Here is a 12,518-nt window from a genome sequence, read left to right on the forward strand (position 1 = left end):
TCCCGAACCGGAAGGACGCTCCATGACCACGTGGGAGTACCTCACCACGCCTCTGCTGATCCACAACACCGCCGCCATCCTGAACAATTGGGGCAAGCAGGGCTGGGAGCTCGTGCAGGTCGTGCCGAACAGCGAGGGCGGCCTGGTCGCGTACCTCAAGCGCCCCGTCGGCGGGGGCGCCGCCAACGCGGGCCTCTCGGCCGCGCAGGAGGCCGCCAAGCAGTTCGAGGGGGAGCAGGCGTGAGCGTCGCCGCCCGCCTGGCCGAGCTCGGCATCGAGCTGCCCGCGGTCGTGCCGCCCCTCGCGGCGTACATCCCCGCCAAGGCGCACGGCGACGTCGTGCAGACCTCGGGTCAGCTGCCCATGGTGGACGGCGCGCTGCCCGCCACCGGCAAGGTCGGCGAGGGCGACGGCTTCGTCGACGCCGCGACCGCCAAGCACCTCGCGCGCCGCTGCGCCCTGAACGCGATCGCGGCGGCCGCGGACGCGATCGGCGGCGTCGACCGCCTCACCGGCGTGCTGAAGGTCACGGGCTTCGTCGCGTCCGACCCGGCGTTCACCGGCCAGCCCGGTGTGATCAACGGCGCGAGCGAGGTGCTCGGCGAGATCTTCGGCGAGGCCGGCCGCCACTCGCGCTCCGCCGTGGGCGTGCCCGTGCTGCCGCTCGACTCGCCCGTCGAGGTCGAGGTCGCCTTCACGTTCGCGTGAGTCGCTGTCCTCGGGCTTCGACTGGTCCCGGGCGGCGAGACTGGTGTCGGCGAGACCAGTCTCGCCGCCGAAGACCAGTCGACGCCATCGTGGTGAGAGAGAACGGCCCCGTCGGATGATCCGACGGGGCCGTTCCGCTGTTCAGGTCACTTCACCTGGGCCGAGATGACGCTCATGACCGCGGTGTCCGCGAGGGTCGTGGTGTCGCCGACCTCGCGGCCCTCGGCCACGTCGCGCAGCAGGCGGCGCATGATCTTGCCCGAGCGGGTCTTCGGGAGCTCGCCCACGATGTAGACGTCGCGGGGGCGGGCGATCGGTCCGATCTGCTCGCCGACCCACGCGCGCAGCTGCTGCGCGAGTCCCTCGGGGCCGTGCTCCTTGAGGTAGCTCTCCTTGAGGATCACGAACGCGACCACGGCCTGGCCGGTCGTCTCGTCCGACGCCCCGACGACGGCCGCCTCGGCGGTCGCCTCGTGCGCCACGAGCGCCGACTCGATCTCGGCCGTCGACAGGCGGTGGCCCGACACGTTCATGACGTCGTCGACGCGGCCCAGCAGCCAGATGTCGCCGTCCTCGTCGAGGCGCGCGCCGTCGCCCGCGAAGTAGTAGCCCTGCGCCGCGAACTTCTCCCAGTACGTCTCCTTGAAGCGCTCCGGGTCGCCCCAGATGCCCCGCAGCATGCTGGGCCACGGCTCCGTGATCACGAGCAGCCCGCCCGCGTCGTTGCCCACGGGCTCGCCCTCCTCGGTGACGACGTCGATCGAGATGCCGGGCAGCGGCACCTGCGCGGAGCCGGGCTTGGTCTCGGTCACGCCGGGCAGGGCCGAGACCATGATCGCGCCGGTCTCGGTCTGCCACCACGTGTCGACGATCGGGGTCTTGCCGGCCCCGATGACCTCGCGGTACCAGACCCACGCCTCGGGGTTGATGGGCTCGCCCACCGAGCCGAGCACGCGCAGGCTCGACAGATCGCGCGACTGGGGGATCTGGCGGCCCTGCTTCATGAAGCCGCGGATGGCCGTGGGCGCCGTATAGAAGATCGTCACGCCGTACTTCTCGATGACGTCCCACCAGCGGCCGGGCTCCGGGTGATCCGGCGTGCCCTCGTACAGCACCTGCGTGGCGCCGTTCGCGAGCGGGCCGTAGACGACGTAGGAGTGGCCGGTGATCCATCCGATGTCGGCCGTGCACCAGTACACGTCGCTCTCGGGGTGCAGGTCGAAGACGTTGCGGTGCGTGAACGCCGCCTGCGTCAGGTAGCCGCCCGACGTGTGCAGGATGCCCTTGGGCTTCCCGGTCGTTCCCGACGTGTACAGGATGAACAGCGGGTTCTCGGCCTCGAAGGCCTGCGGCTCGTGCTCGGCCGAGGCCTGCGGCACGACGTCGTGGTACCAGATGTCGCGGCCGGGGGTCCAGTCGACGTCGTTCTCGCCGCGCTTGACGACGAGGACGTGCTCGACCGTCTCCTGCTCGCCGAGGCCGTTGCGGTCGGCGAGCGCCTGGTCCACGGCGGGCTTGAGCGGCGACACCTTGCCCTTGCGCCATCCGCCGTCGGCCGTGATCACGAGCTTGGCGCCCGCGTCATCGATGCGCGAGCGCAGGCTGTCGGCGCTGAAGCCGCCGAAGATGACCGAGTGGATGGCGCCCAGGCGCGCGACCGCGAGCATCGAGGCGACGGCCTCGGGGATCATGGGCAGGTAGATCGCGACGCGGTCGCCCTGGCCCACGCCGAGCTCGGTCAGCACGTTCGCGAGGCGCTTGACCTCGTCGGTCAGCTCTGCGTACGTGACGCGGCGCTCGTCGCCGGGCTCGCCCTCCCACAGCAGGGCGACGCGGTCGCCGTTTCCGGCCTCGACGTGGCGGTCGAGGCAGTTGTAGGCGACGTTCAGGGCGCCGTCGGCGAACCACTTCGCGAACGGCGGGTTCGACCAGTCGAGCACCTGCGTGTACGGCTTCTCCCAGTGCAGGAGCTCACGGGACTGCTCGGCCCAGAAGCCCTCACGGTCGGTGTCCGCCTTCTCGTACAGATCCGCGCCGGCCACCGCGTTCGCGGCGAACTCGGCCGAGGGCGCGAAGCGCCGGCTCTCGTTGAGGAGGTGGTCGATCTGGGTGCTCATCAGCTGCGCGCTCCTTTGCGACGTGGTGCCAGGCCGCATCCGTGCGGCCCCGGGCGCGGCGGCGCCCGTGCGGGAAGCCCCGCACGGCGAATGTAGCCCCGGGCTCCGGAGGGTCGGTACCCACTAAAGGGAGTACCGGCGCTCGTCCACAGCGCGCACCCGCCGCCGGTGTTCGTGCGGTCGGGCGTCCGCCGCTCCGCGCGAGGGCGCCGCCTGCCTAGCGTCGGGGCATGACCGAGCCGTTCATCGTGCAGCCGCGGGGCGCGCAGCCCGCCGGGCGCGGCTCGCCTGCCGTGCCGGACGAGCGCCCTGAGGCATCGCAGGATGCGCTGGGGCCGCTGAGCGCGTACCTGCGCGACCCCGCCGTGACCGACGTGTTCGTGAACGGGGCGTCCGGGGTGTTCGTCGATCGAGGGGACGGCCCGCGGCCGGATCCGGCCTGGCGCGCGTCCGAGCGCGAGGTGCGCGAGCTCGCCACGGCGCTGATCGCCCGGGGCGGGCGGCACATCGACGACGCGACGCCGTGCGTGGACGTGCGGCTGCAGGACGGGATCCGGGTGCACGCGGTCCTGCCGCCCATCGCCACGAGCGGCACGGCCCTGTCCATCCGGATCCCGCGCCTGCGCGGAGCCGACCTCGACGCGCTGTGCCGGGGCGGCTCGTTCGGGGACGACGCCCGGCGCTGGCTCGTGCGGATCGTGCGCGAGCGCGAGAACCTGCTGGTCACGGGCGCCGCGGGCACCGGCAAGACCACGCTGCTCGGCGCGCTGCTCGCGCACGCACCCGGGCACGAGCGCATCGTCACGATCGAGGACGTGGCCGAGCTGCGGATCGCCCACCCGCACCACGTCTCCCTCGAGGCGCGGCAGCCGAACCTCGAGGGCGCGGGCGGCGTCGACCTCGCGCGGCTCGTGCGCGAGTCGCTCCGGATGCGGCCCGACCGGATCGTGGTGGGCGAGTGCCGCGGCGAGGAGGTCCGCGAGCTGCTCACGGCGCTCAACACGGGCCACGACGGCGGAGCCGGCACGCTGCACGCGAGCGGCCTGGCGGAGGTGCCCGCGCGGCTGGAGGCGCTTGGCGCGCTGGCGGGCATGGACGACCACGCCGTCACGCGGCAGGTGTGCAGTGCGATCGGCTTCGTACTGCACCTCGAGCGCCGCCCCGACGGATCGCGCCGCCTCGCGCGCGTGGGCCGGTTCACCGACGCCGGCGGGCGGCTCGGCATCGAGGAGGTGACGCCGTGGCGCGCGTGACGCCGGACGCCGGCGCGGCGGCCGGCGCGACCGTGCTGAAGCTCGCCGTGCTGCTGCAGGCCGGCGCGACGCCCGACGCCGCATGGCGGCACCTGGGGGAGGCCGGCGGCGACGCCGCGGCGGGGCGGATCGCCGAGCGCCACGCGGCGGGCGAGCCCCTGGTCCAGGCGATCGAGGCCGAAGCCGAGCGCGGCGACCGGGGCGCCGAGGTGTGGCGCGACGTCGCGGCCGCGTGGGAGATCGCCGCCACGGTGGGCGCGCCCCTCGCCGACTGTCTGCGGTCGATGGCTGCCGCGCTGCGCGACGCCCGCGAGGCGCAGGACGACGTGCGGATCGCCCTGACCGAGCCCGCGGGAACCGCCCGGCTCATGACCTGGCTGCCGCTCGCGGGACTGGCGATCGGCGCCGCGCTCGGCTTCGACATGCTCGGCGTCCTCTTCGCCTCTCCGATCGGGATCGGCTGCCTCGCCTCGGGCGGCGCGCTGCTGCTGGTCGCGCGGGCGTGGACCCGCCGCCTGGTGCGGGCCGCGCAGCCGCCGCCCGGGACGCCGGGCATGCACGCCGAGCTCACCGCGATCGCCCTCAGCGGCGGCGTCTCGATCGATCGCGCGGCGCGCCTCGTGGCGCAGGCCCCGGGCGGAGCGCGGCCGGGCGGCGACGAGACCGCGGCGGTGCTCGCCCTGTCCCGCGACGCCGGCATCCCGGGAGTCGAGCTGCTGCGGGCCACCGCCGCGCACGAGCGGCAGGCCGCGCGGACGGAGGGGCGGATCCGCGCCGCGCGCCTCGCCACCCGGCTCCTGCTCCCGCTCGGCGTGTGCACGCTGCCCGCGTTCCTGTGCCTCGGCGTCGCCCCCATGCTGCTCGGCGTGCTGGCCGCCACCCCGCTCCCGGCGCTCGCCGGGTGACCCGAAGAAACCGACACCGACAGGAAGAAGGAGTCATGTCCGAACCCATCCCCACCTCCGCGCGCCCGACCATCGGGGGCCTGCTCGCGGACGACACCGGCGCCTCGACCGCCGAGTACGCGATCGTCACGATGGCCGCGGTCGCGTTCGCGGGCGTGCTCGTCGTGATCATGCGGTCCGGCGAGGTGCGCGAGATCCTCACCGACCTCGTCCGCCGGGCGCTGACGGTCGCGTGATCCGGCGCGTCGCACAGCGGCGCCGCCTGGGCGGCCCCGACGGCGGGCAGGGCGCGGGGGAGCGCGGGTCGGTCGCCGCCGAGCTCGCGGTCGCGCTGCCCGCCGTCGTGGTCGTGATCCTGCTCGGCGTGGGCGCCCTCATGGCGGCCTCCACCCAGGTGCGGCTGCAGGACGTCGCGGCCGACGCCGCCCGGCTCGTGGCCCGCGGCGAGCCCGAGGGGCGCGCGAGCGGCGTCGTGGCGCAGGCGGTCCCGGGAGCCCGCGCCGCGACGTCTCGGCGCGGCGACCTCGTGTGCGTCACGGCGTCGGTCGACGCGCGCGTTGCCGGCGTCCCGATCCCGCTCCGCGCGGCCAGCTGCGCGCTCGGCGGCGGACTCTAGAGGGGAGAGGCCATGGCCGGCTCCGCGCTCGCGGCGGGCGCCGCCGGCGCCGCGGCCGTGCTGATGCTGGGACTCGCGGCGTCCGGTGCGGCCGCCGCCGAGAGCCAGCGGATCGCGGGCGTCGCCGACGCGAGCGCGCTCGCCGCGGCCGACGCGGCGAGCGGCGCCGTGCCGGGCGACCCGTGCGCCCGCGCGGCCGAGGTCGCCGGCGCGCAGGGCGCGACGATCACCGCATGCGCGGTCGACGGGCTCATCGCGACCGTCACGGCATCCGCCCGGTTCGCCGGGCTGCCGGTGCACGCGACCGCTCGAGCGGGCCCGCCGCCCTGACCCCGGGGCCGCGATCCTGGACCCGGTGCGGTTGTGTGAGAATGGTCAAGCGGACCCTTTCCCCTCCGCGCATCCACGATGACACTCCCGGAACCCCAGCCCGCCGTCCGCACGGTCGCCGTCGTCGGGGCGGGTCGCCTCGGCCGCGCGATCTCGCGCGCTCTCGCCGAATCGGGCTTCGAGGTCCATGGCCCGACCGCCCGGGGCGAGGCCGTGCCCGACGCCGACGTCGTGCTGCTGTGCGTGCCCGACGCGGAGATCGCGAACGCGGCGGCCGCGCTGCCCGGCACCGCGCGTCTCGTGGGGCACACGTCCGGGGCGACGCCGATCGCGGGCGTCGACTTCGGCCTGCATCCGCTGCGCGCGTTCGTGGGCGACGAGGGCCGTGGGGCGTTCCGAGGGATCGGCTGCGCGGTCGCGGGCCGGACCCCCGAGGCGCTCGACGCCGCCCGCGCCCTCGCCGAGGCCCTGGGCGCGACGCCATTCCCCATCGACGACGCGCGGCGGGCGGCGTACCACGCCGCCGCGTCCATCGCGTCGAACTTCCTCGTCACGCTGCAGGCCGCCGCGGAGCAGGTCGCGGGGGCGGCGGGACTTGCGCCCGAGGACGCGCGCGCCCTGCTCGCGCCGCTCGTGCGGGCCACCGTGGAGAACTGGGCCGCGCACGGCCCCGCCGCCGCGCTCACCGGCCCGGTCGCGCGCGGCGACGAGGGCACGGTCGAGCGCCAGCGCGAGGGAATCGCGGAGGCCGCCCCGGAGTTGATACCCCTGTTCGACGTGCTCGTCGACCGCACGCGCGCGCTGGCCGCGCAGAAGGAGGACACCCCATGAGGATCGTCCGCACCGTCGCCGAGGTCCGCGCCGCCGTCGGCGAGGCGCGCAGCCACGGCCACGTCGTCGGCCTCGTGCCCACCATGGGCGCCTTCCACGAGGGGCACCTGTCGCTCATCCGGCAGGCGCGGATCGAGAGCGACCTCGTGGTCGTGTCGATCTTCGTGAACCCGACGCAGTTCGGGCCGAGCGAGGACCTCGCCGCGTACCCGCGCGACGAGGCGCGCGACGTCGAGCTGGCCCGCGAGGCCGGCGCCGACATCGTGTTCGCGCCCTCGGTCGAGGAGATGTACCCGAGCGGGTTCGCGACGACCATCCACGTGTCGGGACTGACCGACGTGCTCTGCGGCGCGAGCCGCGGCCCGCACCACTTCGACGGCGTCGCGACGGTCGTGACGAAGCTCTTCGCCATCGTCACCCCGGATGTCGCGTTCTTCGGGCAGAAGGACGCGCAGCAGGTGCTGGTCGTGCGCCGCCTGGTGCGCGACCTCGACCTGCCGGTCCGCATCGTGGCCTGCCCGATCGTCCGCGAGCCGGACGGCCTGGCCATGAGCTCGCGCAACGTGTACCTCGACGCCGAGTCGCGCCGCCGGGCGACCGCCCTGAACCGCGCGCTCACCGCCGCCGAGCGGGCGTTCGCCGGGGGCGAGACGTCGGCCGCGGCCCTGCTGTCGGCCGCCCGCGACGAGCTCGCGGCCGAGGGCATCGAGCCCGAGTACCTGGAGCTGCGCTCCGCCGACGACCTGCGGCCGCTGGACCGCGTCGACGGCGCCGCGCTCCTCGCCGTGGCCGCGCGCGTGGGCGCGGCGCGGCTCATCGACAACCGGATCCTGGAGGCGAACCGCTGATGCGACGCACGCTGCTGAAGTCGAAGATCCACCGCGCGACGGTGACGGGGAGCGACCTGAACTACGTCGGGTCGATCACGATCGACGCCGACCTGCTCGACGCCGCCGACATCCTCGAGCACGAGCAGGTGCACGTGGTGGACGTCGACAACGGCTCCCGGTTCGTCACCTACACGATCGCCGGCGAGCGGGGCTCCGGGGCCGTGCAGGTGAACGGCGCGGCCGCGCGGCTCGTCCACCAGGGCGACACCGTGATCGTCATCTCCTACGCGGAGTACGACGAGACCGAACTCGACGCCTACATCCCGACCGTGGTGCACGTCGACCGCGCCAACGGGGTCATCGGCGTCGACGCCGCGGTGGCCGAGCTGCGGGGCGTGCCGGCATGAGCGACGCCCCGGACGCGGGGGCGCCCCGCCCGCGCGTGACCATCGAGAGGCTCGCCGAGCGCAAGGCGCGACGCGAGCCCATCGTGATGGTGACCGCGTACGACCACCCGAGCGCGCGCGCCGCGGACGCCGCCGGCGTCGACGTCGTGCTGGTCGGCGACTCGGCCGCCATGACGGTGCTCGGCTACGACAGCACCGTGCCGATCACGGCGGACGAGATGATCATGCTCGCCGCCGCCGTCCGCCGCGGGCTCACGTCGCCCCTGATGGTCGCCGACCTGCCGTTCGGCTCGTACGAGGACTCGGACGAGCAGGCCGTCGCCACCGCCCGACGGTTCGCCGAGAGCACCGGATGCGACGCGGTCAAGATCGAGGGCGGCGGGGCGATCGTCGACCGGGCTCACGCGATCGTCGCCGCCGGCATCCCCGTGATGGGGCACGTCGGCCTCACGCCCCAGACCGCGGTGGACTTCCGCGCGCAGGGCCGCACGGCGGAGGCCGCGCGCGACATCCGCGACGCGGCGCTCGCGCTGCAGGACGCGGGGTGCTTCGCGCTCGTGTTCGAGGCGATCCCGGGCGACGTCACCGAGGCGGTCATGCCCGGGCTCCGCATCCCCGTGATCGGGATCGGCGCCGGCCCCGGGACGGACGGGCAGGTGCTCGTCTTCCACGATCTGCTCGGCATCTCGGAGGGCCGCCCTGCGCGGTTCGTGAAGCGCTACGCCGACCTGCGCGCCGACATGGTCGCCGGCGTCGCGGCCTACGCCGACGACGTCCGGTCGCGCCGCTATCCGGCGCCCGAGCACGGCTATGCGATGGCCGCGGGCGAGGCTGAGCGGCTCCGCGAGCTCCTCTGATCCGGGGCACCGGCCCCGATCCCGCCGTCCGCACACGGACCGCCGCGGCGCCGCATCCGCCGCCTCATGGGCGGATCCCCCTGAGTCGGCGCTCAGGCGCGCTGTATGTATTGTGTGCAACGACGAAAGGACACCCGTTGTCATCAGGCAAGAAGCTCGTCATCGTCGAGTCCCCGACGAAGATGAGGTCGATCCAGGGCTACCTCGGCGACGAATACGAGGTGCTCAGCTCCGTGGGGCACATCCGTGACCTCGCGGACAAGCGCGACATCCCCGAGAAGGATCGCGCCGCGTACGGCAAGTACTCGATCGACATCGACAACGGCTTCGACCCCTATTACGTCGTCAGCGACCGCAAGACCAAGACGGTCTCCGAGCTCAAGCGGGCGGTGAAGAACGCGTCGGAGGTCCTGCTCGCCACCGATGAGGACCGCGAGGGCGAGGCCATCGCGTGGCACCTGCTCGAGACGCTCAAGCCCAAGGTGCCGGTCAAGCGCATGGTGTTCCACGAGATCACCAAGGACGCCATCCGCGCCGCCGTCGAGCGCACGCGCGATCTCGACCTCGCGCTCGTCGACGCGCAGGAGACCCGGCGCATCCTGGACCGCCTGTACGGCTGGGACGTGTCGCCCGTGCTGTGGCGCAAGGTCGGCACCGGCGCCAGCGGCCAGGCGCTCAGCGCCGGCCGCGTGCAGTCCGCCGCGACGCGCCTGATCGTCGACCGCGAGCGCGAGCGCATGGCGTTCGTCTCGGCGGACTACTGGGGCATCGAGGCGCGGGCCGCGCGCGACGCCGAGGGCTTCACGGTGCGCCTGGTCCGCCTGGACGGCGCCTCGCTCGCCGTCGGCCGCGACTTCGACGACCGCGGTCAGCTCAAGCGCGCCGTCGTCGTGCTGAACGAGCAGGATGCGCGCGCGCTCGCCGCGGCGATCGAGGCCGCCGGCACGGCGACCGTCACCAAGGTCGAGGCCAAGCCGGGCAAGCGTCGCCCGTACGCGCCGTTCACGACCTCGACGCTGCAGCAGGAGGCGGGCCGCAAGCTCGGCCTGTCGGCGAAGAACACGATGTCGGTCGCGCAGAGCCTGTACGAGCGCGGCTACATCACCTACATGCGCACCGACTCGACGAACCTCAGCGCGCAGGCGATCAAGGCCGCGCGCGAGCAGGCCGTCGCGCTGTACGGCGAGCGCGCGGTGCCGCTGAAGCCCCGTGTGTACGCGTCCAAGAGCAAGAACGCGCAGGAGGCGCACGAGGCGATCCGCCCGTCGGGCGAGCAGTTCCGCACGCCCAAGCAGGTCGCGGGCGAGCTGGGCCGCGACGAGCTGCGGATGTACGACCTGATCTGGAAGCGCACGGTCGCGAGCCAGATGTCCGACGCCGAGTTCGAGACCACGACCGTCACGCTCGCGGCGCAGGTGGACGGCAAGACGGCCGAGTTCACGGCCTCGGGCACCGTGTACACGTTCAAGGGCTTCCTCGAGGCGTACGAGGAGGGCCGCGACGAGCGCCGCGGCGACGCGGACGAGGCCGAGAACCAGTCCCTGCCGAAGGTGGCCGCGGGCGACGCGCTCACGCTCACGGACGCGGACCCCAAGGGCCACTCGACCACCCCGCCGCCTCGCTACACCGAGGCGAGCCTGGTCAAGGCGCTCGAGGAGAAGGGCATCGGCCGCCCGTCGACCTTCGCGAGCATCATCGGCGTGATCCTGGACCGCGGCTACGCGACCAAGCGGGGTCAGGCGCTCGTGCCGTCGTGGCTGGCGTTCAGCGTCGTGCGGCTGCTCGAGCAGCACTTCGCCGAGCTGGTCGACTACGACTTCACGGCCGCCCTCGAGGACGACCTCGACGCGATCGCGCGCGGCGAGCAGAAGCGCGTCGAGTGGCTGCGCTCGTTCTACTTCGGATCCGGCGAGCACCCAGGCCTGCGCAACATCGTCGACAACCTCGGCGAGATCGACGCGCGCGCCCTGAACGCCACGCCCCTCACCGACACCGCCACGCTGCGGTTCGGCAAGTACGGTCCGTACATCGAGGTCGTCGACCCGGCCAAGCCCGACGAGAAGCCGCGCATCGTCAACGTGCCCGAGGACCTCGCGCCCGACGAGCTCACCGCCCAGAAGGTGCAGGAGCTCATCGATGCGCCCGTGGCCGGAGACCGCGTGCTGGGGGAGAACCCCGAGAACGGCAAGCTCGTGGTCGTGAAGGACGGCCGCTTCGGTCCGTACGTGCAGGAGCAGGATCCGGTGGACCCCGACGCCGTGGACGAGGAGACCGGCGAGGTCGCCGACGAGGTGCCGAAGAAGCGCACGGCCAAGAAGGCCGCCGCTCCCAAGCCCCGCACGGCGTCGCTGTTCAAGTCCATGTCGCCCGAGACGATCGACCTCGACACGGCGCTCAAGCTCCTGTCGCTGCCCCGCGTCGTGGGCGCCGACCCCGAGACGGGCGAGGAGATCACGGCCCAGAACGGCCGCTACGGCCCGTACCTGAAGAAGGGCGCCGACTCGCGCTCGCTCGAGAGCGAGAGCCAGATCTTCGACGTCACGCTCGAGCAGGCGATCGAGATCTACAAGCAGCCCAAGTACGGCGCCCGTCGCACGGCGTCCAGCGCGCTCAAGGAGTTCGACGCGGATCCGGTCAGCGGCAAGCCGATCCGCGTGCGCGACGGCCGGTTCGGCCCGTACGTCACGGACGGCGAGACGAACGTGACGATCCCGCGCGGCACCAGCGTGGACGACGTGACGTTCGAGCGCGCGGTCGAGATGCTCGCCGAGAAGCGCGCCAAGGGCCCCGCCCCCAAGCGCGGTCGCGCGGCGGCGAAGACCACGGCGAAGGCCCCCGCGGCCAAGAAGACGACCACGGCGAAGAAGACGACCGCGGCGAAGAAGACGACGGGCACGACGGCGTCCTCGCGGTCGGAGGCGGCCAAGAAGGCCGCGGCCACGCGCGCCGCCAACCGCGCGAAGAAGGCGGCGGAGGGCCAGTGACCGAGTCCGCCGGGCTCTGGATCACGTTCGAGGGCGGCGACGGCTCCGGGAAGACCACGCAGGCTCGTCTGCTGCAGGAGTGGATCGAGAGCACGGGCCGTACGGTCGTGCGCACGCGCGAGCCGGGCGGCACCGACGTCGGGCGCACGCTGCGCGAGCTCGTGCTGCACCACCGGGCCGCCGACGGCACGAGCGACATCGGCCCGCGCGCCGAGGCGCTGCTGTTCGCCGCGGACCGCGCGCACCACGTGGCGTCGCTGGTGAAGCCGGCGCTCGAGCGCGGCGAGGTCGTGATCCAGGATCGCTACCTCGACTCGTCCGTCGCGTACCAGGGCGCGGGCCGCGTGCTCGACCCCGCCGAGGTGCGCGACCTGTCGCTGTGGGCGACCGACGGCGCGCTCCCGGACGTGACCGTGCTGCTCGACCTGGATCCGGCGGCCGCGCGCGCCCGGCTCGACGCCGACGACAAGCCCTTCGACCGGCTCGAGGCCGAGAAGGCGGAGTTCCACACGCGCGTGCGCGAGGCCTTCCTCGCGCTCGCCGCCGCCGAGCCCGACCGCTTCCTGGTGCTCGACGCCTCCCGCCCGATCACCGACCTCGCCGCCGACATCCGCGCCCGCGTCACCCCGCTGCTCTGACCCCTGTGCACCGCCGCTCGACGGCGCCGTCGGCATGTCTGT

General features: G+C 73.9%; 14 protein-coding genes. 13 read left to right on the top strand and 1 reads right to left on the bottom strand.

Annotation, left to right across the window (positions count from 1 at the left end; translation table 11 throughout):
* Positions 1–22: 22 nt before the first annotated feature.
* Both ASD19_RS13500 and ASD19_RS13505 read left to right on the top strand, forming a co-directional pair.
* Positions 23–244, top strand: coding sequence for a DUF4177 domain-containing protein (locus tag ASD19_RS13500; protein WP_055993715.1), 222 nt, complete (start codon positions 23–25; stop codon positions 242–244).
* Positions 241–708 carry a RidA family protein gene (locus ASD19_RS13505; RefSeq protein ID WP_055993718.1) on the top strand — a complete coding sequence of 156 codons (468 nt, stop codon included), beginning with the start codon at positions 241–243 and terminating at the stop codon, positions 706–708. Before ASD19_RS13500 ends, ASD19_RS13505 begins: the two co-directional genes overlap by 4 nt.
* A 146-nt stretch (positions 709–854) precedes the next feature.
* On the opposite strand, the gene acs is transcribed toward ASD19_RS13505, so the two are convergent.
* Positions 855–2,825, bottom strand: coding sequence for an acetate--CoA ligase (acs, locus tag ASD19_RS13510; RefSeq protein ID WP_055993721.1), 1,971 nt, complete (start codon positions 2,823–2,825; stop codon positions 855–857).
* 230 nt (positions 2,826–3,055) lie between these two features.
* Between acs and ASD19_RS13515 the strand changes: the two genes are divergently transcribed.
* From ASD19_RS13515 to tmk, 11 genes are all read left to right on the top strand, one after another.
* Entirely contained in the window at positions 3,056–4,078 is a 1,023-nt protein-coding gene (locus tag ASD19_RS13515) for a TadA family conjugal transfer-associated ATPase (protein ID WP_055993724.1), read from the top strand.
* Positions 4,066–4,983 (top strand): type II secretion system F family protein, encoded by a 918-nt coding sequence (locus ASD19_RS13520; protein ID WP_055993727.1) that lies wholly within the window; start codon positions 4,066–4,068, stop codon positions 4,981–4,983. Before ASD19_RS13515 ends, ASD19_RS13520 begins: the two co-directional genes overlap by 13 nt.
* Before the next feature lie 35 nt (positions 4,984–5,018).
* Complete coding sequence (locus ASD19_RS13525) at positions 5,019–5,219, top strand: DUF4244 domain-containing protein (protein ID WP_055993730.1); 201 nt, start codon at positions 5,019–5,021, stop codon at positions 5,217–5,219.
* Positions 5,216–5,599 (top strand): TadE family type IV pilus minor pilin, encoded by a 384-nt coding sequence (locus ASD19_RS13530; RefSeq protein WP_230667994.1) that lies wholly within the window; start codon positions 5,216–5,218, stop codon positions 5,597–5,599. Before ASD19_RS13525 ends, ASD19_RS13530 begins: the two co-directional genes overlap by 4 nt.
* Positions 5,600–5,611: 12 nt before the next feature.
* Positions 5,612–5,929 (top strand): hypothetical protein, encoded by a 318-nt coding sequence (locus tag ASD19_RS13535; RefSeq protein WP_055993733.1) that lies wholly within the window; start codon positions 5,612–5,614, stop codon positions 5,927–5,929.
* A gap of 78 nt (positions 5,930–6,007) precedes the next feature.
* Complete coding sequence (locus ASD19_RS13540; protein ID WP_055993736.1) at positions 6,008–6,760, top strand: DUF2520 domain-containing protein; 753 nt, start codon at positions 6,008–6,010, stop codon at positions 6,758–6,760.
* Positions 6,757–7,608 carry a pantoate--beta-alanine ligase gene (panC, locus tag ASD19_RS13545; protein WP_055993739.1) on the top strand — a complete coding sequence of 284 codons (852 nt, stop codon included), beginning with the start codon at positions 6,757–6,759 and terminating at the stop codon, positions 7,606–7,608. Before ASD19_RS13540 ends, panC begins: the two co-directional genes overlap by 4 nt.
* Positions 7,608–7,997, top strand: coding sequence for an aspartate 1-decarboxylase (gene panD, locus ASD19_RS13550; protein WP_055993742.1), 390 nt, complete (start codon positions 7,608–7,610; stop codon positions 7,995–7,997). The genes panC and panD overlap by 1 nt, the downstream gene beginning before the upstream one ends.
* Positions 7,994–8,854: a 3-methyl-2-oxobutanoate hydroxymethyltransferase gene (gene panB, locus ASD19_RS13555; RefSeq protein WP_055993745.1), complete on the top strand. Its 861-nt coding sequence runs from the start codon at positions 7,994–7,996 to the stop codon at positions 8,852–8,854. The genes panD and panB overlap by 4 nt, the downstream gene beginning before the upstream one ends.
* 137 nt (positions 8,855–8,991) lie before the next feature.
* Positions 8,992–11,838, top strand: coding sequence for a type I DNA topoisomerase (gene topA / locus ASD19_RS13560; RefSeq protein ID WP_055993748.1), 2,847 nt, complete (start codon positions 8,992–8,994; stop codon positions 11,836–11,838).
* Positions 11,835–12,476, top strand: coding sequence for a dTMP kinase (tmk, locus tag ASD19_RS13565; protein WP_055993751.1), 642 nt, complete (start codon positions 11,835–11,837; stop codon positions 12,474–12,476). The genes topA and tmk overlap by 4 nt, the downstream gene beginning before the upstream one ends.
* Positions 12,477–12,518 lie beyond the last annotated feature (42 nt).

Origin of the sequence: Microbacterium sp. Root53 (assembly GCF_001426925.1) — a bacterium.
Lineage (GTDB): Bacteria > Actinomycetota > Actinomycetes > Actinomycetales > Microbacteriaceae > Microbacterium.

Coding starts and splice junctions, on each gene's coding strand:
- panD (WP_055993742.1), top strand. CDS start 7,608: ATGCGACGCACGCTGCTGAAGTCGAAGATCCACCGCGCGACGGTGACG.
- panB (WP_055993745.1), top strand. CDS start 7,994: ATGAGCGACGCCCCGGACGCGGGGGCGCCCCGCCCGCGCGTGACCATC.
- ASD19_RS13525 (WP_055993730.1), top strand. CDS start 5,019: ATGTCCGAACCCATCCCCACCTCCGCGCGCCCGACCATCGGGGGCCTG.
- ASD19_RS13515 (WP_055993724.1), top strand. CDS start 3,056: ATGACCGAGCCGTTCATCGTGCAGCCGCGGGGCGCGCAGCCCGCCGGG.
- ASD19_RS13500 (WP_055993715.1), top strand. CDS start 23: ATGACCACGTGGGAGTACCTCACCACGCCTCTGCTGATCCACAACACC.
- panC (WP_055993739.1), top strand. CDS start 6,757: ATGAGGATCGTCCGCACCGTCGCCGAGGTCCGCGCCGCCGTCGGCGAG.
- ASD19_RS13535 (WP_055993733.1), top strand. CDS start 5,612: ATGGCCGGCTCCGCGCTCGCGGCGGGCGCCGCCGGCGCCGCGGCCGTG.
- acs (WP_055993721.1), bottom strand. CDS start 2,825: ATGAGCACCCAGATCGACCACCTCCTCAACGAGAGCCGGCGCTTCGCG.
- ASD19_RS13540 (WP_055993736.1), top strand. CDS start 6,008: ATGACACTCCCGGAACCCCAGCCCGCCGTCCGCACGGTCGCCGTCGTC.